The sequence below is a fragment of the Weeksella sp. HMSC059D05 genome (assembly GCF_001809725.1).
GTDB classification, from domain to species: Bacteria; Bacteroidota; Bacteroidia; order Flavobacteriales; family Weeksellaceae; genus Weeksella; species Weeksella virosa.
In genome coordinates this window covers 143,538-169,337 of the sequence record NZ_KV798524.1, presented here as the reverse complement: position 1 = coordinate 169,337, position 25,800 = coordinate 143,538, and the positions used below count along the sequence as shown (strand labels likewise).

General features: G+C 35.0%; 26 protein-coding genes. 9 read left to right on the top strand and 17 right to left on the bottom strand.

The genetic code is table 11. The features are described from left to right. Positions 1-114 precede the first annotated feature (114 nt). Positions 115-480 carry a ribonuclease P protein component gene (rnpA, locus tag HMPREF2660_RS03400; RefSeq protein ID WP_070485621.1) on the top strand — a complete coding sequence of 122 codons (366 nt, stop codon included), beginning with the start codon at positions 115-117 and terminating at the stop codon, positions 478-480. Here the strand turns inward: rnpA and HMPREF2660_RS03395 are convergent. From HMPREF2660_RS03395 to HMPREF2660_RS03355, 9 genes are all read right to left on the bottom strand, one after another. Beyond that, entirely contained in the window at positions 440-661 is a 222-nt protein-coding gene (locus HMPREF2660_RS03395; protein ID WP_013598127.1) for a hypothetical protein, read from the bottom strand. The genes rnpA and HMPREF2660_RS03395 overlap by 41 nt on opposite strands. Continuing rightward, positions 658-1,260, bottom strand: a complete 603-nt coding sequence (locus tag HMPREF2660_RS03390; protein ID WP_013598126.1) for a MarC family protein — start codon at positions 1,258-1,260, stop codon at positions 658-660. Before HMPREF2660_RS03390 ends, HMPREF2660_RS03395 begins: the two co-directional genes overlap by 4 nt. Before the next feature lie 572 nt (positions 1,261-1,832). Further along, on the bottom strand, positions 1,833-3,563 hold the full coding sequence (locus HMPREF2660_RS03385; protein ID WP_070485620.1) for a BatD family protein: 1,731 nt from the start codon (positions 3,561-3,563) through the stop codon (positions 1,833-1,835). A gap of 38 nt (positions 3,564-3,601) precedes the next feature. After that, positions 3,602-4,462, bottom strand: a complete 861-nt coding sequence (locus HMPREF2660_RS03380) for a tetratricopeptide repeat protein (protein WP_013598124.1) — start codon at positions 4,460-4,462, stop codon at positions 3,602-3,604. Between the two features lie 14 nt (positions 4,463-4,476). Continuing rightward, positions 4,477-5,487, bottom strand: coding sequence for a VWA domain-containing protein (locus HMPREF2660_RS03375; RefSeq protein ID WP_070485619.1), 1,011 nt, complete (start codon positions 5,485-5,487; stop codon positions 4,477-4,479). After that, a complete protein-coding gene (locus tag HMPREF2660_RS03370) occupies positions 5,487-6,503 on the bottom strand; it encodes a vWA domain-containing protein (RefSeq protein WP_070485618.1) in 1,017 nt (338 codons plus the stop codon). Before HMPREF2660_RS03370 ends, HMPREF2660_RS03375 begins: the two co-directional genes overlap by 1 nt. Then, positions 6,503-7,465, bottom strand: a complete 963-nt coding sequence (locus tag HMPREF2660_RS03365) for a hypothetical protein (protein ID WP_070485617.1) — start codon at positions 7,463-7,465, stop codon at positions 6,503-6,505. Before HMPREF2660_RS03365 ends, HMPREF2660_RS03370 begins: the two co-directional genes overlap by 1 nt. After that, the gene (locus tag HMPREF2660_RS03360; RefSeq protein ID WP_013598120.1) at positions 7,465-8,337 is read right to left on the bottom strand and encodes a DUF58 domain-containing protein; all 873 of its coding nucleotides are present in this window, start codon (positions 8,335-8,337) and stop codon (positions 7,465-7,467) included. The genes HMPREF2660_RS03365 and HMPREF2660_RS03360 overlap by 1 nt, the downstream gene beginning before the upstream one ends. A gap of 15 nt (positions 8,338-8,352) precedes the next feature. Beyond that, positions 8,353-9,336, bottom strand: a complete 984-nt coding sequence (locus HMPREF2660_RS03355; protein WP_013598119.1) for an AAA family ATPase — start codon at positions 9,334-9,336, stop codon at positions 8,353-8,355. A 267-nt stretch (positions 9,337-9,603) separates the two neighbouring features. Between HMPREF2660_RS03355 and HMPREF2660_RS03350 the strand changes: the two genes are divergently transcribed. After that, a complete protein-coding gene (locus HMPREF2660_RS03350) occupies positions 9,604-9,972 on the top strand; it encodes a hypothetical protein (RefSeq protein ID WP_013598118.1) in 369 nt (122 codons plus the stop codon). A gap of 85 nt (positions 9,973-10,057) precedes the next feature. On the opposite strand, the gene pgk is transcribed toward HMPREF2660_RS03350, so the two are convergent. Next, on the bottom strand, positions 10,058-11,248 hold the full coding sequence (pgk, locus tag HMPREF2660_RS03345) for a phosphoglycerate kinase (protein WP_070485616.1): 1,191 nt from the start codon (positions 11,246-11,248) through the stop codon (positions 10,058-10,060). A gap of 556 nt (positions 11,249-11,804) precedes the next feature. On the opposite strand from pgk, the gene rpiB reads away from it, so the two are divergent. The 3 genes from rpiB (at position 11,805) to HMPREF2660_RS03325 (ending at position 15,469) form a co-directional block, all read left to right on the top strand. Beyond that, positions 11,805-12,236, top strand: a complete 432-nt coding sequence (rpiB, locus tag HMPREF2660_RS03335; protein WP_013598116.1) for a ribose 5-phosphate isomerase B — start codon at positions 11,805-11,807, stop codon at positions 12,234-12,236. Positions 12,237-12,597: 361 nt separating this feature from the next. Beyond that, positions 12,598-14,754, top strand: coding sequence for a ribonuclease R (rnr, locus tag HMPREF2660_RS03330; protein WP_041942088.1), 2,157 nt, complete (start codon positions 12,598-12,600; stop codon positions 14,752-14,754). 34 nt (positions 14,755-14,788) lie between these two features. After that, positions 14,789-15,469 (top strand): LysE family translocator, encoded by a 681-nt coding sequence (locus tag HMPREF2660_RS03325; RefSeq protein ID WP_013598113.1) that lies wholly within the window; start codon positions 14,789-14,791, stop codon positions 15,467-15,469. Positions 15,470-15,570: 101 nt separating this feature from the next. Here HMPREF2660_RS03325 and HMPREF2660_RS03320 read toward each other — a convergent pair whose 3' ends face one another. Beyond that, positions 15,571-16,566 (bottom strand): glycosyltransferase family 9 protein, encoded by a 996-nt coding sequence (locus HMPREF2660_RS03320; protein ID WP_070485615.1) that lies wholly within the window; start codon positions 16,564-16,566, stop codon positions 15,571-15,573. Between the two features lie 7 nt (positions 16,567-16,573). Next, entirely contained in the window at positions 16,574-16,993 is a 420-nt protein-coding gene (locus HMPREF2660_RS03315; protein WP_013598111.1) for a SufE family protein, read from the bottom strand. Positions 16,994-17,088: 95 nt separating this feature from the next. On the opposite strand from HMPREF2660_RS03315, the gene HMPREF2660_RS03310 reads away from it, so the two are divergent. From HMPREF2660_RS03310 to HMPREF2660_RS03295, 4 genes are all read left to right on the top strand, one after another. Continuing rightward, positions 17,089-18,039, top strand: a complete 951-nt coding sequence (locus tag HMPREF2660_RS03310; protein ID WP_070485614.1) for a 2-hydroxyacid dehydrogenase — start codon at positions 17,089-17,091, stop codon at positions 18,037-18,039. Between the two features lie 62 nt (positions 18,040-18,101). Next, positions 18,102-18,815: a pirin family protein gene (locus HMPREF2660_RS03305; RefSeq protein WP_070485613.1), complete on the top strand. Its 714-nt coding sequence runs from the start codon at positions 18,102-18,104 to the stop codon at positions 18,813-18,815. Positions 18,816-18,843: 28 nt separating this feature from the next. Beyond that, positions 18,844-20,226 carry a chloride channel protein gene (locus HMPREF2660_RS03300; RefSeq protein ID WP_070485612.1) on the top strand — a complete coding sequence of 461 codons (1,383 nt, stop codon included), beginning with the start codon at positions 18,844-18,846 and terminating at the stop codon, positions 20,224-20,226. A 4-nt stretch (positions 20,227-20,230) separates the two neighbouring features. Beyond that, on the top strand, positions 20,231-21,298 hold the full coding sequence (locus HMPREF2660_RS03295; protein ID WP_070485611.1) for a hypothetical protein: 1,068 nt from the start codon (positions 20,231-20,233) through the stop codon (positions 21,296-21,298). Positions 21,299-21,397: 99 nt separating this feature from the next. Here HMPREF2660_RS03295 and HMPREF2660_RS03290 read toward each other — a convergent pair whose 3' ends face one another. From HMPREF2660_RS03290 to ybeY, 5 genes are all read right to left on the bottom strand, one after another. After that, a complete protein-coding gene (locus tag HMPREF2660_RS03290) occupies positions 21,398-22,102 on the bottom strand; it encodes a YiaD family glycine zipper/OmpA-like lipoprotein (protein WP_013598106.1) in 705 nt (234 codons plus the stop codon). Between the two features lie 13 nt (positions 22,103-22,115). Beyond that, a complete protein-coding gene (locus HMPREF2660_RS03285) occupies positions 22,116-22,589 on the bottom strand; it encodes a hypothetical protein (RefSeq protein WP_013598105.1) in 474 nt (157 codons plus the stop codon). 2 nt (positions 22,590-22,591) lie between these two features. Beyond that, entirely contained in the window at positions 22,592-23,428 is an 837-nt protein-coding gene (locus tag HMPREF2660_RS03280) for a class I SAM-dependent methyltransferase (protein ID WP_013598104.1), read from the bottom strand. An 11-nt stretch (positions 23,429-23,439) separates the two neighbouring features. Further along, positions 23,440-25,311, bottom strand: a complete 1,872-nt coding sequence (gene mnmG, locus HMPREF2660_RS03275) for a tRNA uridine-5-carboxymethylaminomethyl(34) synthesis enzyme MnmG (protein WP_185097012.1) — start codon at positions 25,309-25,311, stop codon at positions 23,440-23,442. Positions 25,312-25,380: 69 nt separating this feature from the next. After that, complete coding sequence (ybeY, locus tag HMPREF2660_RS03270) at positions 25,381-25,800, bottom strand: rRNA maturation RNase YbeY (RefSeq protein ID WP_013598102.1); 420 nt, start codon at positions 25,798-25,800, stop codon at positions 25,381-25,383.

Genomic DNA, 25,800 nt, shown 5'->3' with positions numbered 1-25,800 from the left:
TGTTTTTATATATTAATACCTAACAAATATACAATTTTCTTCATTAATAAGCTATTTTCTCATTTGATTAAAATTTCGCTTTGCTTACATTTGAAAAAAAAATTATCTCTTACCATGTCTGCAACTTTTGGCAAAGATGAAAAACTGAAAAGTCGTAAAGCAATCGAGCGTTTGTTTACCGATTCACGATCGTACTCGGTCTACCCTTTACTAATTGTTTATCGGGTAAGCGAACAAGAAAAAAATCAATTTGCAGTAAGTGTCAGTAAAAAAAGATTCAAATTAGCGGTGGATCGCAATAAGATGAAAAGAAGAATACGAGAGGCGTATCGTCTTAATAAAACCCTACTCGATAATAGTCCTTTACGGTATGAAATGATGGTTATCTATCTTAGTAAAGATAAAAATAGCTTTCTCGAGATTGAGAAAGCTATGCAAGTTATTTTGAAGAAGCTTGTTTCTGTTTCAAATGCTCATTAAGACGAATTGCTCGAAGATAGACAATCGCTAAAAGGATGCCTAAGATTCCTCCCAGAACACCTACGGCAAATGGAAAGTTTTCTTCGGCCATTAGACTTATTTTAAAATCGAATTTATAAATACTAAATCCTATTGCAGCAGCAAATAAAAGGATTAAACCATACATTAACTTTTTCATCATATATTAAATTCATTTATAAATAGGGCGCCAATATTGGTTGTAAATAATTTTATTGCGATGGATAATAAAATAACACCAAAAACTTTCTTCAGAATACTCAAAACGCCAGGGCCCAAAACTTTCTCTAATTTCCCAGCAAATTTTAGCACCAAATATACGACGAGCATATTTAATATAATACCTATCACGATATTAACATCTTCATATTGCGAACGTAAAGATAAAACCGTAGTCAATGATCCAGCTCCAGCAACTAACGGGAAAGCAATAGGTACGATAGAGGCAGAGCTCGCTTCGACCCCTTTTTGGATTTCGATACCCAAAATCATTTCTAAGGCAATCACAAAAATAACAAACGCACCGGCCACAGCAAAGGCTTGTACATCGACATTAAAAAGACTGAGAATCTTAGTCCCGAAAAACAAAAAAGAAATAAGGAGAATACCTGCAGCAATCGCTGCTTTTTCTGATTGTATATGACCTGCTTTCGAACGGATATCGACAATAATTGGTATGCTACCCAAAATATCGATAACCGCAAACAAAACGGCAAAAGTAGCACCGATCTGTTCTAATGATAATTCTTGGAAGATTTGCATTTTTTTATTGTGCTTTTTGAATCACAAAAATAAGAGATTTATTGAGCATAACAACTATTCGGACTCAAAAGAATTAGTTGATCGATTGTTCAGAATTTAGCCATTCGATTGTGGCTCACTGCAACGGGTTTCGTAAATGCTACATTACTATTATTTTCCACCCAATTTTTCCAACAATTTTCTTATAAATAGATTAGGCTGAAATATTGGGATATAAACCTACCAAATTGTTTTCATTGCTTATGAAGGAAAAAAACACCAACGGTAGAAATAATACGCGGAGATAATAGAGTAGTGGTGTCGTAAAAAAAGAACCACTAAAAAAAGAGGTTCTTTTCTATAAGTCTGTTTTACTGGTTGAAAAGAGAGCAATTTCCCTCCATAGTTCTATTGCTTTTTCGGGGTAAATATACACGAAACAATTAATTTTTTGCATGATTTTCAACATATTTGTACCCTACAGCTTTTTTAGGATTTTGTTCCTTTATATTCATAAGCAACTTTTTGAGTATTTAAGTAGTCGATAAATGTTGATTTACAAGAGATTGTGGTTTTCTATGAGTAATCTATTTCTATCCAATAGCTTGATACATACGGATCAATGACTCTGTATCCGATAAGGCTTGTAAACTATCAGAGGTGTTTTTCATGGCGCCATATTTTGCTCGTCGTGCATTGCTAAGTAATCGGTGCCATTCTACTATAAAATCTTCACTGATTTGTGCTTCTTTCATCAGCGTAATGGCTCGCTGATCGGTAAAATTAGCCACGTCTAAATGCGTTAGATTTTGTCCTATTTTCATCAACAATTCTTCTTGTTTAGTATAAAAAATAGGTTCATGTACGAGAGTTTTCAGTTCTTGTAGATCTTTTTTACAATTTAATTTTAGAACTGGTTTCGGATTATTTTTCTGTGATTGTATTTTCGATTTCTCTTCTAGAATATTCTCATTTTTTTCGGTAGTGTTTTTCTTTCTATACCAAACAATACCTCCGACCAAAACCATAATACCTCCTAACAACCAAATCCAAATATTACCCGATATTTCTTCTACTTTTTCGGGCAATTTTTCGGTGAGTGTTGGCAAAGTACTACTTTCTTTTCCAATATTAGCCAAATAATCATTCACCTGCCCAACCTTTGCAGTCGAATCTACTTTTACCGGTGCAGGATTCCCATTTACGGCAAGTTTTATGGTTTTAGAGGTTAAAGTGACGTACTTTTCAGTCGTAGGATTGAAGTACGAAAATTCTATCGGATCTAAGTGATATTCACCGCCATATTGCGGGATTACTACAAATTTTTCAGATATTTTTCCTTTGTAACCTTTCGAACTAATGCTTAGATTTTCATGCTTTTGTGGTGGATAAATTTCTAAATGTTCGTTTCCTCGTATACTAGGTAAAGCAATATTGTTTAGATTTCCTTCCCCCGAAATTTCTATCGCTATATTTGCACTTTCTTCTTGGTTGAGATTCGTTTTGTCGATGGTAGTTTGCATAGTAAAATTTCCTACTGCTCCACTAAAATTTTTGGGTTTACCGGCTGGCAAACTTTTCACTTTAAGATGAATAGGCTCGGATGATAATTTAACAGGGTCGGCACCATAATAGCCCGAAATATATAGATCTGCCGTAAATGATCCTATTTTTAGATTGCCTGCATCTTGCGGAAAAAGAAGATACCGCACCAATTCTTCTGAGATATAATATCGACCGTTGATCATTTCTTGTTTCATGCGTTCGCCCATTTCTTCATCGGGAATCGTTTTGGCATCGAAACCTGATAAATTTGCAGGTTTAAAATTTCGAACACGATTGAAAGCGTTGTAATTGGTTGCGTATAATTTTACCGAAAGATTGATTGCTTCATTGACGTAAGGATTTTTTTTGGTTACTTCCGACGATAAAAAAACACCCTGATTGTGTGCTGCTTGATTTGTCGCATTCGATCGTTCTATCACCGTAATATCCAAAGTGCGAGTACTATATGTTCTACCATCGATAACAACTTTTGCCGGACCAATTCTATAATTCCCTTCTTTTTCGGCCAACAAAACCAACTCCAAACCAGAAGAAGATTGCATCTGACCGTTTACAACCTGAAAATTGCGCACATTTGTTTCATCTAAAACACGAAAACTCTTCAGATTTGGATAATCGATTGGTGAATCTACTGAAATTGATCGGCTATCACTAATCAAATAAAAACCAAGTTTGAAATGTTCTCCTACTCGAACTTGTTGCGAACTCACCTGAGATTTGAATGTAACATTTTGTGCCCAAGTTATCGACCAGAGCATAGTTAATACTATAGTAAAATAGAAAAGTTTCATCTTCATTACCAATCCTTCGAGGCGTTATTTCTTGTTTTTTTTGCTTTTTGTTCTATGTATTTTCGTTGAGTATTCGCTTCTTGGTTTTGCAGTGCTTTTAGCAAACCATCTCCACGACTTGTATTGGGTGTATTTCGGTTTTCTTTTCCAGTACCGTCCTCCCCTTGATGTATCTGCTGTGATTCTTGGCCGTCTTCACCACGTTGATGACCTTTATCGCCACCACTCTGAGCTTGTTGCCCATTATTCTTTTCTTGTTTCGGATTTTTTCCTTGTTCTTGAGATAGTTGCTGAGGAGAATTTTGTTGTTTTTGTTCGTTTTGTTGTTTTTGGTTAGATGATGGATTAGACGAAGAATTTTGATTTTGATTGGAAGTATCTTGATCTTTCTTCTCGTTATTTTTCTCTTGTTTTGATTTTTCTTGTTCTTCTTCTAACATCTTTTTAGCCAAAGCATAATTATGCCGTGTATCCTCATCGCGTGGATTATTTTTTAATGCTTCTTTATAACTTTCTAAGGCTTTAGCAAATTCTTTTTCTTGCATATAGGCATTACCCATATTGTGATAAGCTTTCTGTTTGTCTATTTTGTTTTGGGCTAGTTGAGCCGACTTTTTATAGTGCGATATACTTTCTTTGTACCTTTTTTGTTCGAATAAAGTATTGCCCAAATTATAATTGGCTTTTACCGAGTTGGGCTCCTCTGTGGCTGCTTTCTTATATCTAAATTCAGCTTGTTCATAGTTTCCTTTTTCAAAAGCTTCGTTGCCCAAAATAATATCGTCCTTGGTTTGGTTTTGAGCCCAAGAAATCGAAAAAAACAATGCAAAGAATAGTCTGCTAATTTTTTTTATTGTGTAACTCATTTTGTTTTACAAACTTATTCTTTTTTTCCGTTAAATTTCTTATAGTCAGATGTTAATAATTCTATAAAAAGTAACAAAATCGCAAATCCTAAAAACCATTGAAAAAGGTGTTTCATATCGTGGGTGAATGATTGTGATATTTGGGTTTTATCCAAACGTTTTTTATACTCATTTATCTGATGTGTAACTTCATTTATCGTCCCATTACTGAGGTACATCCCGTTGGTTTGTTTAGCAATTTTATCAAGATTTTTTTCTTCTAATTTGGTAATGACAGTTCGCCCGTATTGATCGGTTTTATACTCATCTCCATACATGGATTGTACAGGAATTGGTGCGCCTTTATCTGTTCCTATCCCAATTGAAACCACATGAATCTGATTGTCATTCGCTAATTTAATCGATTGATTTTCATCACTTTCATGATCTTCTCCATCGGACAAAAGTACCACTAATTTACTGGTATTGGGTGCACCTTTGAGAACGGAAACAGCTTCTCGAAAGGCAGCCGAAAAATCGGTTCCTTGATTAGAAATCAAATTCGTAGATAGACTACCAAGATAACTATCGATTGCAGCATAATCATTGGTAAGCGGTGAAATGGTGTAACCGTCTGCTGCAAAAATTACCAAGGCTGCTCTATCACCTCCTAGCGAATTAAGGGATTGGCTGATAATGCGAGAAGCTTTCATTAAACGGCTAGGTGCAACATCTTGTGCATCCATACTGGTCGAAACATCTAAAAGATATACAATATCGATGCCTTCTCGGCTAACTTCTCTTTCTTCTACACCACCCAATGGATCCATAAGTGCCAAGATAAGTAAGAATAATCCAAGACAAGAAAGCAAAAGTTTCAGACCAAATTTTGATGGTGAATGACCTGGAAAAATCAACCTTTGCAAATGAGAATCGGCAAAAGAAGCTTTTACTTTTTTTCGCCAACGATACACATTGATCGAAAGATAAACCAAAACAATTAGTGCCAAAAACCACCAAGCTTGTTGTATATCACCCCACTGCATTAGATTAACTGTTTAAAAAGTGTTCGACGTAAAAATAGTTCTATCAGTAACAATACAAGGGCAGGAATCAGAAAGCGTGCAAATAATTCGGTATAATTATAATATTTTACTTCATTGATTTCTGATTTTTCTAATCGATCTATTTCTTGATAGATTTTTTGTAGAGATTGATTATCCGTAGCTCTAAAATATAGACCACCGGTGAGATCGGCAATATTTTGCAATAATTTTTCGTCAATATCGACCGGCATCATATCAAAAATATAATTTCCGTACATATCGTAGGCTGTAGGAAAAGGAGCTAAACCACGTGTTCCTATCCCGATTGTATAGACTTTTATTCCTCGAGATGTAGCCATTTCTGCAGCAGTTTGTGGAAAAATATACATCAAATCGTTGGTCGGATTGATACTTTCTACACCATCGGTCATTAGAATAATAACCTTACTTTTTGCTTTACTATCTTTGATATGATTGATAGCAGTTGCCAAGCCAATCCCGATGGCGGTACCGTCTTCTAATTCACCCGATTCTAGAGCATTAATCTCACGGATAAGAACTTCTCGGTCGGTGGTTAATGGGACACGTGTAAGCGCTTCGCCAGAATAGGAGACAAGACCCAAACGATCGGCTTGTCTTTCTTTTGCAAATTTCACCGCTACGGCTTTTAGAGCTGTCAAGCGATCGGGCTCTAAGTCTCGGGCCAACATACTCAATGATGTGTCGACAGTGAGCATTATATCAACTCCTTTATCGGATTTTATTTTGGTAGAAACATCAACAATTCTTGGTCGAGCAAGTGCTACAATGCACAAAGCCAAAGCCAAATACCGCAGAATAGGCAACAAAGGGCGCAATTGTGTCAAAGCACTTTTTGCTCCTCCGAAAGCACGCAATGTGCTGATTATCATGGCTTGTTTCTGTTTTTTTTGTCGAAATACTTGCCACAGTATAGCACAAGGAATAAGCAACAAGAGTAAAAGAAACCAGGGATGTTGAAACTCGAAATTACTCATTATTCCTTAATTTTTCTATAATTTTCACCCGTCACTTCGTCCACATTCAGATCTTTATTTTCTGGTATTTCCATGGGTTTCAGTTGTTGTACAAATTTTTCTATCCATTCTCTATAACTTAAACCAACAGAAACATCAAATGTTTGTTTGGCAAATTTCACCAAGTCTGCATCCGATAAAAAACGATTCAGCTGTTGTACCTCTTTTTCATCAATTTCTTCTTTTTTAGCTACTTTATCGACCAATTCATCAGTTAATAGTTCGGTACCATGAAAATGGTACAAACGACCGATATAGTTTTTCAGGGCAAAACTCAAGTGACTGTAAAACTCTTTTTGTTCGTTCCTTTCTAGATATTTTTTCTTATCAATCGAGTTCAATTCGTCCATCATTTCATCAAAAGGTGTTTTCTTAACGATGGATTTCAAACCTTTACTTTTCGAACGAATATAGAGAACTACAAGTATAATGGCGATGATGAATAAAATTAAGGTTACGATACCGTATATCCAATAACGATTCCAATAATCTTTCCAAGTATAATATTCCTCCATGATCGGTTTATTGGGTGCAAGCTGTGGATTTTCTGTATCTACATTGACATCCAACACATAAATCTGAAACGATTGGGTACGAAGCGTATCATTATTTTTTATAATTTTAATCGGTTTGATAAGAAATTGACCAGGCTCGAAACTTGTAATTTCTAGCGTTTGTTGCAAGGTTTTCTTTCCGGCCGAATTTGTTAACGTATCCAGTTGATGTTGCAAAATTTCGATATGATAAGAAAGTGTATCGCTAAAAGTTGGCAAAACTACTTGATCATTCGTCTGTATAGGTAACTGAAACTGCAATTTGATCGGTTCACCTATTTTTATACGTGCCGTATCGATCCTACTTTGCAACTGTGCAAAAACCATATAAAAACTAAAAAAGAAATAAAAGGCGGCTAATTTTTTCATTATCTTTTTTGGGTTTTGAAATAGTTTAACAAGGGTTTTACATAATCTTCATCGGATCTAATTTTGAGAAAACCTGCATTATTTTTCTTGAAAATTGCCTCGAATCGACGTTCTAAATCTAGATAATATTGATGATATGTTTTTCGTACTTCGGCAGAAGAGGTATTAATTAAGCGAATTTCACCCGTTTCACTATCTTGGATATTGACCAAACCAATATCGGGAAAAACTGTTTCCTTTTCGTCAAAAATGCGAAGACCGGTGACTTGATGTTTTTTGGCCAGAATCCGAATTTGTTTTTCGTATTCCGATGCATCAATAAAATCTGAAAAAATAAAAACATTATTTCTTCTTTTTATCTTTTGCATAAACTCTTCTAACGATTGTTGTAAATTGGTTTGTTTACTTTTGGGTTGGATGGTTATCAATTCTCGGATAATTCGCAAAACATGTTGTTTGCCTTTTTTGGGTGGAATCATTTTTTCTATATGATCAGAATACAGCACCAAACCCACACGATCGTTGTAAGTAATTGCCGAAAATGCCAAAGTAGCACAAATCTCGGCAATGGTTTCTATTTTTATTTGTTTTCGAGTCCCGTAATAATCAGATCCCGAAACATCGACCATAAGGTAGAGGGTTTGCTCGCGTTCTTCTTCGAAAACTTTTACATAAACTTCATCATATCGTGCAGTTTTATTCCAATCTATACTGCGTACATCATCACCGTATTGATAAGGCCGAATCTCAGAAAAAATCATACCTCTTCCTTTAAACGAACTATTGTATTCGCCCATAAAAAGATCAGAAGCTTTCCGACGACTTTTTATTTCAATACGTTTTACACGTTTGATTATTTCATTTACATCCATCCCAAAAATAATTTATTATGGAACAGGAATTACGTTCAGAATATTATCGATAATTTCTTCTGGAGTAATATTTTCTGCTTCTGCCTCGTAAGTAAGTCCGATTCGATGACGTAAAACATCTTTAGAAACCGCTCGAACATCATCCGGAATCACATAAGCTCTTTTGTGTAAGAAAGCGTATACTTTTGCTGCTTGAGCCAAATTTATCGATCCACGCGGAGATGAACCAAATGATATCATCGGGATCAATTTATTTAATCCGACTTCTTCGGGTTTACGAGTTGCAAAAACAATATCGAGGATATATTTCTCTATTTTTTCGTCCATATAAACTTTCTTCACGATTTCTCGTGCTTCGAGAATTTCTTGTAGAGAAATTACCTTTTCTATCTTCGGAAAAGTTTGCTGAATCGCATGCCGCAAAATCATTTGTTCTGCTTTTTTGCTCGGATACGTAATCACTGTTTTTAGCATAAAACGATCGACTTGTGCCTCGGGAAGAGGATAAGTACCTTCTTGTTCTACTGGGTTTTGCGTCGCCATTACCAAAAAAGGATTGTCTAGTAAATAGGTTTCTTCGCCAATTGTTACTTGTTTCTCTTGCATGGCTTCTAGCAAAGCTGATTGTACTTTTGCGGGCGATCGATTAATCTCGTCTGCAAGAATAAAGTTGGCGAAAATTGGTCCTTTTTTTATGCTAAAATCATTTTCTTTTACATTGTAAATCAAAGTACCAACAACATCTGCTGGTAACAAATCTGGCGTAAACTGAATACGAGAAAAACTGCCATCTACTGCTTGTGATAGAGTTTTGATCGCTAATGTCTTGGCTAATCCCGGAACGCCTTCTAGCAAAATATGCCCATTGCCTAATAAACCAATTAGTAAACTTTCGACCATTTTTTCTTGCCCAATAATGGTTTTATTGATTTCATTCGAAAGACGGGTAATAACTTCGCTTTTGGCTTCGATTAGCTGATTGAGTTCTTGTATTTCCAAGGTTGATTATGATTTGATTTTAACATCCAAATTTTGAACTAAATATTTACAATATCAAGTCTTAAGGTAAGAAATCTATCCTAGTATTGTGTTAAACTTTGTTAATAATTTATATTTATCTCCTTTCTTTTACCCTATAGAACATATAATCAACATTTTCTTTTGTTGGTAAAATAATTTTTTGGATAGAAAAGGTTTTAAAAAGTTGAATTTTAGTTTGGTACAAGAATTGAATTATTTAATATCAAATAAAAAAATTAGAACAACATGAAAAATATAATAATACTTTTGAGTTTTGGATGTATGTTGAGCGTTTCTGCGCAGACCCAGAGAAACCATTCTGATTATAACCCAAGAATGACACAGGAACAGTTTATGCAACAATTCAGTGATTTACAATTAACAAAAGAACAAGAAATTGCTCTACAAAATTGGTATATCAACGATCAACAGACCAAAAAATCTATGCGTAGAGGAAGCCGTGGAACACTACAATATTCAAAAGCAGAACAATATGACCCTAAGGCAGCGAAAAGGCGTTCTTCTTATAATTTTAGTCAGACAAACTCGATAGGAATCGAGCAAATTCTGACACCGAAACAATATGAATTGTACAAAAATAAACAGGCAAGATAATTAATTGATAGCAACAAAAAGTGCCGATAAAAAAGATTATTATCGGCACTTTTTTTCATATTAATTTATTTGTACTTTCTTCTAGCTATCGTAAAATGGCTGCTACGCCAGGTAACTCTTTCCCCTCTAAGCTCTCTAGCATTGCACCTCCTCCGGTAGAGACATAGCTTACTTTATCATCGTACCCAAAAGCTTTTACAAAAGCTACTGAATCTCCTCCTCCGACTAAAGAAAAAGCTCCTTTTTGGGTTGCTTCGGCGATTGCATCTCCTAAAGCGATTGTTCCTTTTGCGAAATTTTCCATCTCGAAAACTCCCAAAGGACCATTCCATAAAATTGTTTTCGAATCGAGAATTACTTGTGCAAAGTGGGCCGAAGTTTCGGGACCAACATCCATACCCATCCAATTATCTGGGATATTATTTACGCTAACCAATTGGGTTTCTGCATCGTTCGAAAATTTATTGGCAATAACATTGTCAATTGGTAAATAAAGTTTTACGTTGTTCTTCTTACAATCTTCTATAATTTCTTTTGCTAACTCTAGTTTATCATCCTCGACCAACGAAGCACCAATTTTACCCCCTTGTGCTTTGATAAATGTATACGTCATTCCGCCTCCAATAATAAGGTTATCGATTACCGGTAGAATGTTATTGATTATGGTAATTTTTGATGAAACTTTCGCACCACCTAAAATTGCAGTGATAGGATGTTCGCCAGATTTCAGAACTTTTTCTATTGCTTCTAATTCTTGCTGCATCAAATAACCAAATGCTTTTTTATCCGGAAAAAATTCGGCAACAATAGCGGTCGAAGCATGTGCTCTGTGTGCTGTACCGAATGCATCATTGACATATATGTCTCCAAATTTGCTCAGTTTTTCGGCAAATTCTCGATCTCCTTTTTCCTCTTCTGCCTGGAAGCGGACATTTTCTAACAAAAGAATCTCTCCATTTTGCAAAGCTGCAACTTTTTGTTGTGCATCTTCTCCTACTGTATCTTTTGAGAAAATAACTTTTTTTCCAAAAACTTCTTCAATTTTCGGTACGATATTTTTCAAAGAAAATTGTTCATTTACTTGTCCTTTCGGACGTCCCAAGTGACTCATCAGAACAACCGAACCACCGTCATCGAGGATTTTTTCTATCGTAGGTTTCACTGCAACAATTCTCGTTGCATCGGTTACCTGTAAATTGGCATCTTGTGGTACATTGAAATCCACCCGAATGAGAGCTTTTTGATTTGCGAAATTAAAATCGTCTATTATTTTCATTGTTATTTGTCTTTTTTGTTAGTGTAGTTTTTTCTTAGCACAAAAATAAAGAAAGATTTTTAGTCGTCCTGTTTTTTATTTTGTTCACCTATCAACATTTCCTAAATAATGATAAAGTATTTAATTTTTAAATTTTTAAAAAAAGAAAAACTACTAAACTTTATTAGGCCTGTTAATATGTTGATAAATTGTTATCCTGAAAAGTTATCGTTAACTATCAACAAGTTGTTAGTCGATAAATATATTGATTATAAGTATATTAGTTTCTTTATTAACAAATTGTCAATATTATTGAAATAGATTTTTTGTTGATATATCCTTGCCGTAAATTTGTGCATACAGATGTGTAAAGAAATTATTTGAAAATGAAAACTTGCTCTTGTAGAATTTAATTTTTTGTTTACCTAAAAAATTGTTTCAGATATCCAAAAAATGCTCTGTAAAAGTTATTAATTTTCATTTCACGTTTATCAACAATTTCATCATACACTAAAACATTGATTATCATTAGAGTATAATTTCATGCTTAAAAAGCATGTTAAAAACTATTAAAATTATGAAAATTGCCTTAGGATCTGATCATGCAGGATACGAATTAAAAGAGAAAATCAAACAATTATTAACAACGGAAGGGTTTGAATATGAAGATTTTGGAGCTTTATCAACAGAAAGTGTTGATTATCCAGATTTTGCCCATCCTACGGCCGAAGCTGTCGAGAATAAAAGCTGTGATTTTGGTATTGTAATATGTGGTAGTGGACAAGGTGTTAACATGACAGCGAACAAGCATGCTGGTATTCGATCTGCCTTATGCTGGATGACTGATATTGCCGAATTATCGCGTAAACATAACGATGCAAATATATTGGCTTTGCCGGCGAGATTTATTGCAACCGAATATGCATTCGAGATTGTAAAAGTATTCTTAAATACACCTTTCGAGGGTGATCGTCATCAGAAAAGAATTAATAAAATTGCTTGTTCGTAGTAATGATTCCGAAAGAAAGTGTACTTTTATCGCCGAAAAAAATAATGTCGATTATATTTTCAAAAAAACAGTAGACGAATAGTTCTGATCAACATCAATACCCATCCCATACATTTGCGAATATAAGCATCCAAATCACTATCTTTTTTTTCTAGAATATAGAATAAGGATGGTACTATAGTTTTTGTATGTTTCAAATCCATTAGATAAAAATAAACGATCCAAATCATCACATCTCTGTTATCATTCTTTAAAATATTCTACATCATATTTTTTTGGTACAATCCATGCTATACTATAAAAAAATAAGTAAATTTATTGCATGAGATGTTTTCTAGATAAACATCCTTTAATCAACGCTATGTCGAAAAAAAAGAAAAAATTTTATACCAATAAAAAACATCAACAAAAACTTCAGAAATATAGTAAGAAAATAATAGAAGTTTTATTCAAAAATCAAAATAAACCTCTCAATTACAAGCAAATAGCTGCTGCATTGCATATAGAAAGTAGGATAGATAAAGAAATTCTGATCAAGAATTTACATATCTTGTGTGGAGAGAAAAAAATTACCGAGACCGATAGAGGCAAATTTAAGTTAGCCAATATCGATCGAGATTATTTAGTAGGAAAAATAGATATAACACAAAATGGGAGTGCTTATGTAATTATCGAAGGTTCTGAAAAAGATATTTTTATACCAAAAGGAAAAACAAAGCACGCCATGCAAGGCGACACCGTTCGGATATATCTCTATCCACCAAAACCCTATAGTAGGAGAGAGGCAGAGGTTGTAGAAATTGTACAACGCCTAAAAACTCGCTTTACCGGCATTTATGAAGAGCATAAATCGGGCAAATATGGTTTTGTAAGTATGCAAGGATCCGGTGCTTATGACTTCTATATTCCGAAAGGAAAAGCAAACCAGGCCAAAAACGGAGAAAAAGTAGTAGTCGAACTCCTAGAATGGCCAGATGGATTTGATTCGCCTATAGGCTCAATTACAGAAGTTCTAGGAAATCCGGAAAACTCAGATGTAGAGATGCACTCTATTTTGCTCGAATTTGGTTTACCCGAAGCATTTCCTGAAGAAGTAGAAGCAGAAGCCCAGCAACTCGATACCAAAATTGATGAAAATGAAGTAAAGAAACGCCGAGACATGCGTGATATACTCACCTTTACAATCGACCCGAAAGATGCCAAAGATTTTGATGATGCTTTGTCGATTCAACCATTGGAAAATGGTAATTGGGAGATAGGTGTTCATATTGCTGATGTCACACATTATGTACAACCTGGCACGTTAATCGATCAAGAAGCTTATAAACGAGCAACATCGGTATATTTGGTTGACCGAGTAGTCCCAATGTTACCAGAAATTTTGAGTAATAACGTTTGTTCTTTGCGGCCAAACGAAGATAAATATACTTTTTCGGGCGTGTTCGAACTAACGAATGAAGGCGATGTAGTGAAATCTTGGTTCGGACGAACTGCAATACATTCTAATCACCGTTTTAGTTATGAGGAGGCACAAGAACTAATCGAAGGTAAAACAGGCGATTACCAAGAAGAGATAAGAACATTGGATCGATTAGCTAAAAAATTACGTGCTCAACGTATGAAAGAAGGAGCGATAAACTTTGATAAAATAGAAGTAAAATTTCAGTTGGATCAAGACAATAATCCGACCGGCGTATTCTTCAAAATTAGCAAAGACTCTAATCATCTGATAGAAGAATTTATGTTACTTTGTAACCGAAAAGTATCCGAATTTGTTAGTCTAGAGAAAGGCAAAGAAAATGGTAGAACTTATATTTATCGCATCCATGATGAACCCGACCCAGATAAATTATTAGATCTAAAAAAATTCGTTATCCAGTTTGGGTACGAATTAGAAATCGGTGAGCGTAAAAAAACTATCCGTTCGATGAATCGATTATTGGCCGATGTAAAAGGAAAACCCGAAGAGAATATGATAGAAACCTTGGCAATGCGAAGCATGAGCAAAGCGAAATATTCTACAGAAAATATCGGTCACTATGGTTTGGCTTTCGATTATTATACCCATTTTACATCACCTATTCGGCGATATCCAGACATGATAGCACACCGTTTATTACAAGACTTCTTGGATAAAAAAAGCTCTCCACCGCAAGCCACTTACGAAGATAAATGTTTGCATTGTTCTAGCCGAGAAAAATTAGCCTCAGAAGCTGAAAGAGAGTCAATAAAATTTATGCAAGTGAAATATATGCAAGAGTTTGTAGGCGAAAATTTCGAAGGTTTTATATCTGGAATACAAGAATATGGAATTTTTGTCGAGTTACCTCTTACACGAAGCGAAGGGCTAATCCGTACCCGAAATATACCAGATGATCAGTATTCCTTTGATGAAAAAAATCATGCTTTGATAGGACGAAATACAGGAAAAAAGTATCAATTAGGAGATCGAGTTTCGGTGAAATTGATCAATGCTGATCTTTTGAAGAAACAATTGGATTTTGAACTGATAGATTAAGATAGTTTTACTACCTTGCAACTCTTTTCTAATTATGGAATTAATTGTATCGGCGTTTATAGTAGGTTGTATTTTGAGTATTTTTCTCATCGGACCTGTATTTTTTCTGCTTATTGATACTAGTTTGAACAAAGGTTGGCGGTCGGCAATTGTTCTCGATTTGGGTGTAATTGCTGCAGATGTTCTTTGTATTGCTGCAGCATATTATGGCTCTAAAGATTTTGCAAATTACGTAAACACACACCCAAAATATTATCAGATTTACATAATTGCTGGTTTTTTTATCATTGTCTATGGTTTTTTTATGTATTTCTCCAAACCCAGTTTACACCTTGGTGAAGAAACAGGAATTGTAGGCAAAAATTATCTCAAAACTTTCTTCAACGGGTTTGTACTCAACTTGTTAAATGTAGGTGTTATAGTTTTTTGGTTTGTTATTGTTTCTTCAATTATTATCAAATATCCAGATCCTACACATTTTGTATGGTATATGTCGGTGGTGTTGAGTACTTATTTTAGTATAGATGTCATCAAAATTTTTTTAGCCGACAAGGTAAAATCAAAAATCACAGATGATAAAGTTTTTATGATTAGAAAAGTGGTAGGAATTTGTCTATTAATATTCGGAATTATTATTGGTCTGAAAGGTTTTGGTTTCTTCCAAGAAATTGATCAACGTATAGAAAATAAGTTGAAATTAGAAGAAAGGATTTAGATCTTTAACCCCAAAAAATATGTTTATTTCTAGATAATTTCTATTTCTACCAATGACTTTCTTATCTAGCAAAAATCAATACAATAAAAAGAAATAGATGCTCAAATTCGAGTAAGAATTTTTTTTATCACATCATCAGTCGAAAGATTAACGAAATAGTTATATCCTTTGTATTTTCTCGGATCTTTCCCAAAAATGCTCGTAGGGCGGATGGCTAAACTCTCATCTTGAACAACATCGTCCATCGATTGTCCGTAACCTAAGAAACCTGCAAAAGGATGAGTTCCACCCCAAAAAGAAATCACACGAGTGCCCATTAGTGAGGCCAAATGCATATTTGCACTATCCATAGACAACATCAAAGGTAATTGCGCAATGAGCGATAATTCTTCATAAAAAGACATTTTAGACGCTTTAGATTCGATATTATCATGCAACTTTTCCCACTGATGCAATAATTGAGTTTCTTTTTTCCCCCCGCCAAATAAATAGACTTTATAGCCTTTTGCTGCTAAAGCAACTACAATTTTTTTCATTTCTTTGAGCGGAAAAGTTTTACTTTCGTATTTTGCAAAAGGCGCAATCCCAATTGTATTCGATAATTTGGGTAAACGTTTTGATAAGGTATTCGATAAAATCAAAGAATAACCCAATTGACGAAACACATCGGCATAACGTTCGGTCATTGGTCGCAAGGGTTGTAAGATTTTATTTTTTTGTGAAATCAATGCTTTTTTCTCTTTTCTACCTTTATTTAATGCAGAAACTTCAACTCCCGAAATACGGAATAACATCCCTAAAACTTGGGTACGAAGCACCTGATGGCAGTCAGCGTATTCGGTAAAATGAAAGGTTTTTAAATAACGATATAACCGAAGTATACCCCATAAACCTTTATATTGATGATCCAAATCAATCGAAAGAAAATGAATGCCTTCAACTTGATCAAAAATTGCTTTCATCTTGGGACGCGATGCAACATAAACTTCTACATTTGGATTCTGTTCGATGAATTCTTGCAAAACAGGTGCTAACATCGCTACATCGCCCAAAGCAGAAAAACGCGTGACCAATAAGCGTTTTTTCTTTTTCGACATAGATTTTTTAGCTTTTCGCTTGAAAGGCAAGGGCATAAAATTTAAATTGTTTTACCATTGCCAATAAGCCATTTGCCCGCGTTGGAGATAGAAACTCTTGTAAACCAATATTTTGTATAAAATCTGTGTCAGACTCTAGTATGGCTCTCGGACTTTGATTGTTATACATTCTTAATAATAATGCTATAATTCCTTTCGGTAAAATGGCATTACTATCGGCCGTAAAATGTATGGTATCACCTTCCATTTTGGCATCTAACCAAACAGTCGATTGGCAACCTTTTATTACTTTGTCTTCTGTTTTTTGTTCTTCGGGCATCTCAACCAAGTCTTTCCCGAGCTCGATCAGATACTCATATCGTTGTTCCCAATTGTCGAAAAAAGAAAATTCATCAACAATTTCATTTTGTATTTCTGCTATTGTCATGCTACAAATTTATGAGTTTTTTAGGAGATTATTTTCTTCTGTAGAAAAGCTTTCTTAAAGATATTCTAAACCCGTAACTTTGATAAAAAAGTAGCATGAAAATTCTGGTTATTGATACCAATCACACTGTCTTAGTAGATAGTTTACGTGAGGCTGGCTTTATAGTTGATGAAGATTATCATTCATCTAAAGAAAAAATAGAAGAAAAAATTGATCAGTACGATGGTTTGATTTTGCGTTCTCGTTTTCCGATTGATCGTTCTTTCATAGAAAAAGCAACCAAGCTCAAATGGATCGGTCGAGTAGGAGCAGGATTAGAAAATATCGATGAATCTTTTGCAGCGGAAAAAGGAATCGTTTTGTTCAATTCACCCGAAGGCAATCGTACTTCTGTTGGCGAACATGCAATAGGAATGTTATTGATGTTGATGCATCATTTGCGCCGTGCAGATCTTGAAGTCCGTAACGGAATTTGGCGACGAGAACAAAACCGTGGCGATGAACTTGCCGGAAAAACAGTCGGAATTATCGGTTATGGAAACATGGGAAATGCTTTCGCGAAACGTTTACAAGGGTTTGATGTTGAGGTTATTTGTTATGATATTCTACCCAATAAAGGCAACGAATTTGCTCAACAAGTCTCGCTAGAAGAACTATTTCTTCGGACAGATATTTTGAGTTTACACACACCACAAACTCCTCTGACATTGGGTATGATCAATACAAATTTTATCAATCAATTCCGACGCCCTTTTTACTTTATCAATACCGCAAGAGGAAAATCAGTAGTCAGCAAAGATTTGATCGAAGCATTGGAAAATGGAAAAGTTTTGGGTGCAGCTTTGGATGTTTTTGATTTTGAAAAGTCTTCTTTCGAAGGTATCCAAAACAATGATTTTAATGAAGATTATCAATACTTCATCAAATCGGATAAAGTAGTTTTGGCACCTCATATTGCTGGCTGGACCCATCAATCAAAATATAAATTAGCGGCGAAAATTGTCGATAAGATTCTACAATGGAATGTAGAACACTCGAAAGACTAATTATCTTATATCAAGGAAAATAAGGCTTATAATATCGAAATTTGAAAGAAACATTTAATCGTATGAAATATCAAATTTATAAAGCAGAAACTCGTGGTGGGGCAAATCATGGCTGGCTTATTACGCATCATTCTTACAGTTTTGCAAATTATTACCAAGATGATCGAATACATTTTGGTGCGCTTCGAGTTTTAAATGACGATGTTATTGCGGCAGGCACGGGATTTGGTCGTCATCCGCACGAGAATATGGAAATTATCACTTTACCCCAAAAAGGGGCTTTGCGCCATGAAGATAGTATGGGAAATGGTTCGGTGATTTATCCGAACGATATTCAGGTGATGTCTGCTGGGACTGGTATTTTTCATGCCGAGATGAATGCAAGCGAAACCGAAGCGTGTGAAATTTTTCAGATTTGGATTTTCCCGAATAAACAAAATGTTGCTCCTCGGTACGAACAAAAATCTATCAATGACTGGCGAAAAGATAATCAGCTTTATCAAATTCTTTCACCTAATCAAAACGAAATTGGTGTTTGGATTCATCAAGACGCTTGGATGTATCAAGGTGAATATTCGCAAAAAACACACGAAACATATTCTGTTTATAAAGAAAATCAAGGAGTTATGCTTTTTGTGATTGAAGGAAAAGTAGAGTTTGACGGAATTATGTTAAATAGAAGAGATGCTATAGAAATTACCGATGCAGAACAGATTGTATTTGATGTAGAAAAAGATTCGAAAATTCTTTTGATTGAAGTACCTTTGATTTTTTAGAGCGCGTACACACTCGAAACCAATCAAAATGCTAAAAAAACTTATTCAATATTTTGTAGAAAAATCAAAAGATAATAATCCAAAAGCAAAAGATTTTCTTTTACAATCTATTCCTTTGTGGATTTCTTCTATCTTGATTGGTCTTATTTCGGTAGGATATGCCGAATTGTTGCATTTTGGTGAAGCGACATTTTTGTATTTTTATCATCAAGACCGTCGTTGGACTTTTGTTTTGGTTCCGTTCTTTTTTTTGCTTTCGTATCTTACGGTTTTCCGATTCGGTAAATTTGCCAATGCAAGTGGAATTCCGCAAGTAATGGCGGTTCTGAATATGAATAGCAAGCAGTTCAAGAAATACAACGAACAATTATTGAGCATTCGGATTATTATCGTAAAAATAATTTCGAGTTTTTTTATGTCTCTCGGCGGTGGAGTAGTGGGGAGGGAAGGTCCGACAATACAGATTGCTGCATCTGTTTTGCATGTGACCAATAAAATATTGCCTTCTTCGTGGCCCAAAATAAGTCAGAAACTAATGATTATTACTGGAGCTGCTGCTGGTTTAGCAGCTGCGTTTAATACACCATTGGGCGGTATTGTTTTTGCGATTGAAGAATTGACCAAAAATCATCTGAAATATCTGCGAACAACGGTTTTTTCTGCAGTAATTATTGCAGGTTTCACTGCACAAACTATTTTAGGCCCCTACTTAGTTTTTGGTTATCCGAAAGTAAATCCTGATGGCATTTCGTTCTTTTTCTTGATTATTCTTACTTCTATTATTTGCGGTATAGTAGGAGCATATTTTGGTGTCATCGCTTTTAACCTCAATCGTTTTCGAAAAAAATTAAAAAAAATTCCTCAATTTATCTTTGGTTTTATCATGGTTATTATCGCTTGCTTATTGGTTTTTTTTACCAATGAAGATAGCGTTGGAGCAGGAAATTTATTATTGGACCGCTTGCTTTTCGATTCTGATAAAACCGTCGAATGGTATACTTTACCTACAAGATTAATCAACGGATTGATATCGTTTACCAACGGAGGTGCAGGAGGAATTTTTGCCCCTGCGTTGAGTTTTGGGGGGACGATTGGATCGGTTATTGGCGAACTTTTCCAATTAAAACCACGACAAGTAAATATGTTGGTCTTAATTGGGATGGTAGGTTTTTTAACGGCTTTTACTCGTTCTCCTTTTACTTCGGCCGTTTTGGTACTCGAAATGACCGATAGACATTCTGTGATTTTTTATTTTATGTTTGCTGCATTAATCGCTTCTCTCATTGCCAATACAATCGATAAACAATCTTTCTACGAGCGTACTGCTAAATCGATTGGGGATAGTTTACCGGATATAAAACCCATAAAAAACAAAAAATCTTCGGATATTAGTATCAATCAAGAATCATAATGCTATGAAAAAAATTATTCTACTTTTATCGATAGGATTAAGTTTACAACAATGTAAGAAAGACTTACCTATTATTGATAGCAAAACCGAAATAACTTTTAATTCTTCCTTTGATGAAATCGCAAAAAAGCTACCTTCTTTACAACAAGAAAAACTAAAAGAAGCTTTGTACATTATTTACGAGTACAATACAAAAGCGAAAACAACAGAGGCACGTTGGGCAATTGTTCGTCAGTTATTAGATGGCAAAAACTCTGATGAAATCTTTACATTAGCCGAAACATTAGCCAAAGAAAATGGTTTTTCTTGGAATCGAAATCAAGCTCCTTATCCTGGAGGTATTCCGGTTATGGAACAAGAAACTATTACAGAAAATGCTCCTGATATGGATTTACAAATGCATGCCGAGGTGAGTAATGCAGGCAACGGAATCCATATTTATCCATCAATCAGTGAAAAAAATGGTTCGAAACTAAACAATGACCAAGCTCTATCCGTTACTACCGATGTTTTGAGTAATCATCAAATTATTTATACTCAGAAAAATACTATTCAGTCACAAGCATATGATTTGATGAGTTCTTTTGATGGTTTTACGATTCATTATGCACATTTAGATCCTACCAAGATATATACTAATACGTTGGATTTGGTAATTCGAGTTCCGCATCCATCCAGGTATTTAAGTCTGAAGAAACAAGTACGAATTCCTGATCAATATGTAAAGGGTGTAAAAATAGTGTCGGATAGTATTATGGCAGAAGCACCAGCAGAAATCGGAAAAACCAATCCTTTGGCTACACGTTTTCTGCAAAATATAGTAAAAGGTAATCGTTCGGGAGCGTATGCAATTTCTAAGATATCGGATTATTCATCGTTTAATGATTTTGCCAATGATGTTACTTTGGGTAAGTTAGAGAATGCTAAAATAACATCAAATGAAATTATCAATGCCAATGAAAAAAGGGTAGAGGTGAGGGCAACTTTGGTTGATGAGAAAGGCACGAGCAAAGATTATTCTGTGATTGTAGAAAAGATCGATAACCGTTGGTTTGTTACTTCATTTCAATAGTAATAAATGTATTAGATGTTTTTGTTAGAGAGAAGTACTTGGTGATAAAAAAAAGGAGCTCGTAATGGGCTCCTTTTAGTTTTTATAAATAGTTTACTATTATTCTCCTGCTTGTTTTTTAGCTTCAGCTTTCATTTTTTCATTAGCAGTAATCGCAATTTCTACTCGTCTATTTTGTGCTCTACCGGCTGCTGTAGAGTTGTCTGCAATCGGCTCAGAGAGCCCAACACCTTTAGACGTTAAACGAGAAGAACTGATACCTTTAGAAACTAAATAATTAACCACTGATTTTGCTCTTTTTTCTGATAATGGTAAATTGAAATTTTGTGAGCCTACGTTGTCTGTATGTCCAACGATTAATAGGTTGGTGTCTGGATATTCTTTGAAAACTTGTATCAATTTATCCAAACTGTTTTTTGCTTTTGACGTAAGATTCTCTGAATTATAATCGAAAGTGACCGAAGAATTTTCATTCAAAATAAGATTAATACCTTCATCTGTACGAACTACTTCTGCACCTGGTAATACTTGTTCTATTTTCTCTGCTTGTTTATCCATATGCTGCCCAATCAGTATACCGGCTCCGCCACCTACGGCAGCACCAATTACTGATCCAAGAGCAGTATTACCTCCTTTTCCGACATTGTTTCCTAAAATTCCACCAATAACACCACCAGCTACTGTACCAATTGCAGCACCTCGTTGTGTATTATTTGTATTTTGAACCGCTTCACACGAAGAGAATATAAATGATCCTCCTAGTAAAATGGCCAATCCTGTTGTTTTTAATTGTATGTTTTTCATTGTTTTTATTTTCTTATTTGCTTAGGTAATAAACGATATTAATTAGCTTTCCTTCGAAAGATACATCTTGTACTAATGTCATTTGGGTATCAGAAACATTTTGGATTCTCATTCGATATCCAGATACAACATTTTTAGCTTTTTCGTTATTTACACGCTTAAAATTGAAGTATTTATTTGCTCCGTCGTCAGTAATCGTCCATTTTATAGCGTTGGTTCCCGATGGGCAATTGGCACCGCCTGTCAATGTATAGGTTCCAGAATTATTATTTTGGATTAAATGCCATTGACTACCACGATAACATTGATAAGGGGCTTCATCAAATACGGTAGCGGCAACCGTACCGGTTGCTCCTTGTAATTGTACATCTGTTACCGTCCAATCACCACGCACTTGTGTTTCGGTAGCTATAATCGCTTTCGTAGTACTGCAAGAAGATAAAATACCTAGAGCAGCAATGCTTGTTAATATTATTCCCTTTTTCATAGTTAATTTTTTTTGTCTTTTCGTGAAATTATATAAATTAGAGATGAATAGTTTTTTGTTTTTCTTGCTTTCAAATTCGATAGAATTCCTCTAAAAATTCCTCTGATAAATGGTATGCTTTTACCTTTATACTTCTCTGATAAAATACTTACATAAAAACTATCCAAGTGTTGTGGTAATATGTTTTCAATTTTCATACCAAACCCATCAAAATACGTTTTCATACTGTTTGGTGAAAAGTGCCACAGATGACGAGGAACATCATATGCAGCCCAAAATCTACCATAATATTGTGCGTCGTAACTTGTATGATTTGGTACGGCAATGATTAGTTTACCTTTTGGTTCAAGGTGATCGATGAGAGATTGTACAATTTCATCACGGTTACGGATATGTTCTAACACATGCCACAAAGTAATGATATCATAAGTTTCTTTTCTTTTTAGAATACTTTTCTCGGAAACGAGATCTCCAAGTTTATTTTGTGCCTGTTTTAGTGCTATAGGATTTGGCTCGAAACCTTCGACCGAAAATCCATAGTTTTTCATTGTAACTAGAAAATCGCCTACACCACAGCCATAATCTAAGATTTTTTTTCCATTTGTATATGTTTGGACGATTTTAGATTTTGATCGTAAATTATATTCTTTCGCTAATTGATATATTTTTTCGAAGATTGTCTTTTTTCCATTCGAATGCGATATATAATTTGGACTATCATAATACTTATCTAAATTATTCGGAGTAGGGTAGGTGTAAAGAATTCCTGTTTCTTCTTCTACTTTTAATTGAAATTCTTCCTGACTCAAAAAATAATCTTTTACCACAAAGTTTTTCATTCTATCTAAGACTATCGGCCCATATGAATTAACAATACACTAATATCGGCTGGCGAAATACCAGAAATTCTCGAGGCTTGTGCAACCGTTTCTGGACGTATTTTCGATAGCTTTTGTCGTGCTTCTATCGTCATCGAATTTAGTTGGTGATAATCGATATTCGCTGGTATTTTTATATTTTCTAAGCGGGTTAACTTATCTGCATTGTTTTTCTCTTTTTTGATATATCCACGATATTTTATTTGTATTTCGGCTTCTTCTAATTCTTCATCTCCTAATTGGTTTTTTTCTACATACGATGCTATTTTCTCGATTGTAAGAAAATCATTCAGTTTTAGTTCTGGGCGCGCAATAACTGCAGCCATTTTATTGGCTTGTTTTAGCGGTGTACCTTTGCGTTCTTCTATGGTCGGATTTATCTGTTTGGGTGTTACCGATTCATTTTCTAAATAATTGATAAATGCATGTGCTTTAGAATATTTTTCCTCTACACGTTTCATTCTTCTTTCCGAAGCCAATCCAAGTTGATATCCTATTGGAGTTAGTCGCTCATCTGCATTATCCTGACGTAAAAGTATGCGGTATTCTGCACGAGATGTAAACATTCTATACGGTTCATCGACACCTTTAGTAATCAAATCATCTATTAAAACACCAATATACGCTTCGTTTCTCTTCAATATAAAAGGATCCTTTTCTTGTAGTTTCAATGCTGCATTGATTCCGGCTATTAATCCTTGTGATGCGGCTTCTTCGTACCCTGTTGTTCCGTTTATTTGTCCTGCAAAGTATAAGTTGTCTACTAATTTAGTTTCCAGCGTATGTTTCAATTGAGTTGGTGGGAAATAGTCATATTCAATGGCATATCCAGGCCTAAAAAATTTTGCTTTTTCAAAGCCAGGTATAGAACGAATAGCTTTTCCTTGTACCTCCATTGGTAAAGAAGTAGAGAATCCATTGATATAATATTCTATGGTATTCCAGCCTTCTGGTTCGGCAAATATTTGGTGACGATCTTTGTCTGCAAAACGATTTATTTTATCTTCGATTGATGGGCAATACCGAGGACCAATACTTTTGATTGTCCCGTTAAACATTGGTGATCGGTCGAAGCCTTCTCTAAGTAAATCATGAACTTCTTGATTGGTGTAGGAAATATAACAGCTTCGTTGTTTTGTTAACTTTGGAGTTTCTGTATAAGAAAATTTACCAGGATTTTCGTCTCCGGGTTGTTCCATCATTTTACTAAAGTCTAGTGATCGACCATCTATTCTGGGAGGTGTTCCCGTTTTCATCCGGCCAGCATCAAATCCTAATTCTATTAATTGTTCGGTAATACCAAAAGCTGCTCCTTCGCCCATACGGCCTCCACCAAATTGTTTTTCACCCACATGAATTAATCCATTAAGAAAAGTTCCGTTGGTGAGTATAACGGCCTTACTTCTAATTTCAAGTCCCATATTCGTAATAACACCCTCGACTTTTCCGTTTTTTACGACTAGGTTTTTAACCATGTCTTGAAAAAAATCTATATTTTCTGTTTTTTCTAATGCTAGTCTCCATTCTTCTGCAAATCTCATTCGGTCTGATTGTGCTCTTGGCGACCACATAGCAGGCCCTTTAGAGAGGTTTAGCATTTTAAACTGTATCATTGTTTTATCAGTAATTATCCCAGTATAGCCACCCAAGGCATCAATTTCTCTAATAATTTGACCTTTGGCAATCCCGCCCATTGCAGGGTTACAAGACATTTGTGCAATGTTTTGTAGGTTCATTGTAATTAATAAGGTTTTACAGCCCATATTTGCGGCTGCGGCTGAGGCTTCTGCACCTGCATGTCCGCCACCAACGACGATAACGTCATAAGATGATTGAAATATCATGTTGTGTTTTCTTCTTAATGAATTGAATAATAAGCTAATCTTGTAAGTGTTCCACGTGGAACAATTCGATTATTGTGCCAAAGAGAACTTGTTGAGATAAAAGTTTTCTTTGGCGGTCATTTCTGCTTTGTCTTCTTTTTCGTAATCTAAATATCCAGCGAAATGTAGAATGCCATGAATCATTACTCTTGCCAATTCGTTTTGGAAGCTTACGGCATTGTTTTGGGCATTTTCTGCAATACGGGTAACGCTGATGAATATATCTCCATGCAACACATCGTTTTCTGAGTTATCAAAACCGATGACATCGGTGTAATAATCATGATCGAGATATTGTTGATTAATGGCTAGTAAGTATTCATCGTCGCAAAAAATATAATTCAATTCGCCAATGCTTTTGCCTTCTTCTAGCATGCTGTTTGTTATCCAATCTATCCATTCTTGCGAAGGAGAGATTTCGAAATCTGTTTCGTAAAAGAACTCTATCAT

Bases quoted from the DNA above. Each gene is read 5' to 3' on its own strand.
- HMPREF2660_RS03290 (WP_013598106.1), bottom strand. From the start codon at position 22,102: ATGAAAAACATACAATTAAAAACAACAGGATTGGCCATTTTACTAGGA.
- pgk (WP_070485616.1), bottom strand. From the start codon at position 11,248: ATGAAAATAATAGACGATTTTAATTTCGCAAATCAAAAAGCTCTCATT.
- HMPREF2660_RS03395 (WP_013598127.1), bottom strand. From the start codon at position 661: ATGATGAAAAAGTTAATGTATGGTTTAATCCTTTTATTTGCTGCTGCA.
- HMPREF2660_RS03370 (WP_070485618.1), bottom strand. From the start codon at position 6,503: ATGAGTAATTTCGAGTTTCAACATCCCTGGTTTCTTTTACTCTTGTTG.
- rnr (WP_041942088.1), top strand. From the start codon at position 12,598: ATGTCGAAAAAAAAGAAAAAATTTTATACCAATAAAAAACATCAACAA.
- HMPREF2660_RS03300 (WP_070485612.1), top strand. From the start codon at position 18,844: ATGCTAAAAAAACTTATTCAATATTTTGTAGAAAAATCAAAAGATAAT.
- HMPREF2660_RS03350 (WP_013598118.1), top strand. From the start codon at position 9,604: ATGAAAAATATAATAATACTTTTGAGTTTTGGATGTATGTTGAGCGTT.
- HMPREF2660_RS03375 (WP_070485619.1), bottom strand. From the start codon at position 5,487: ATGCAGTGGGGTGATATACAACAAGCTTGGTGGTTTTTGGCACTAATT.
- rnpA (WP_070485621.1), top strand. From the start codon at position 115: ATGTCTGCAACTTTTGGCAAAGATGAAAAACTGAAAAGTCGTAAAGCA.
- HMPREF2660_RS03305 (WP_070485613.1), top strand. From the start codon at position 18,102: ATGAAATATCAAATTTATAAAGCAGAAACTCGTGGTGGGGCAAATCAT.
- HMPREF2660_RS03315 (WP_013598111.1), bottom strand. From the start codon at position 16,993: ATGACAATAGCAGAAATACAAAATGAAATTGTTGATGAATTTTCTTTT.
- HMPREF2660_RS03310 (WP_070485614.1), top strand. From the start codon at position 17,089: ATGAAAATTCTGGTTATTGATACCAATCACACTGTCTTAGTAGATAGT.
- HMPREF2660_RS03320 (WP_070485615.1), bottom strand. From the start codon at position 16,566: ATGTCGAAAAAGAAAAAACGCTTATTGGTCACGCGTTTTTCTGCTTTG.
- HMPREF2660_RS03365 (WP_070485617.1), bottom strand. From the start codon at position 7,465: ATGAAAAAATTAGCCGCCTTTTATTTCTTTTTTAGTTTTTATATGGTT.
- HMPREF2660_RS03280 (WP_013598104.1), bottom strand. From the start codon at position 23,428: ATGAAAAACTTTGTGGTAAAAGATTATTTTTTGAGTCAGGAAGAATTT.
- ybeY (WP_013598102.1), bottom strand. From the start codon at position 25,800: ATGATAGAGTTCTTTTACGAAACAGATTTCGAAATCTCTCCTTCGCAA.
- rpiB (WP_013598116.1), top strand. From the start codon at position 11,805: ATGAAAATTGCCTTAGGATCTGATCATGCAGGATACGAATTAAAAGAG.
- HMPREF2660_RS03385 (WP_070485620.1), bottom strand. From the start codon at position 3,563: ATGCTCTGGTCGATAACTTGGGCACAAAATGTTACATTCAAATCTCAG.
- HMPREF2660_RS03360 (WP_013598120.1), bottom strand. From the start codon at position 8,337: ATGGATGTAAATGAAATAATCAAACGTGTAAAACGTATTGAAATAAAA.
- mnmG (WP_185097012.1), bottom strand. From the start codon at position 25,311: ATGATATTTCAATCATCTTATGACGTTATCGTCGTTGGTGGCGGACAT.
- HMPREF2660_RS03295 (WP_070485611.1), top strand. From the start codon at position 20,231: ATGAAAAAAATTATTCTACTTTTATCGATAGGATTAAGTTTACAACAA.
- HMPREF2660_RS03390 (WP_013598126.1), bottom strand. From the start codon at position 1,260: ATGCAAATCTTCCAAGAATTATCATTAGAACAGATCGGTGCTACTTTT.
- HMPREF2660_RS03325 (WP_013598113.1), top strand. From the start codon at position 14,789: ATGGAATTAATTGTATCGGCGTTTATAGTAGGTTGTATTTTGAGTATT.
- HMPREF2660_RS03380 (WP_013598124.1), bottom strand. From the start codon at position 4,462: ATGAGTTACACAATAAAAAAAATTAGCAGACTATTCTTTGCATTGTTT.
- HMPREF2660_RS03285 (WP_013598105.1), bottom strand. From the start codon at position 22,589: ATGAAAAAGGGAATAATATTAACAAGCATTGCTGCTCTAGGTATTTTA.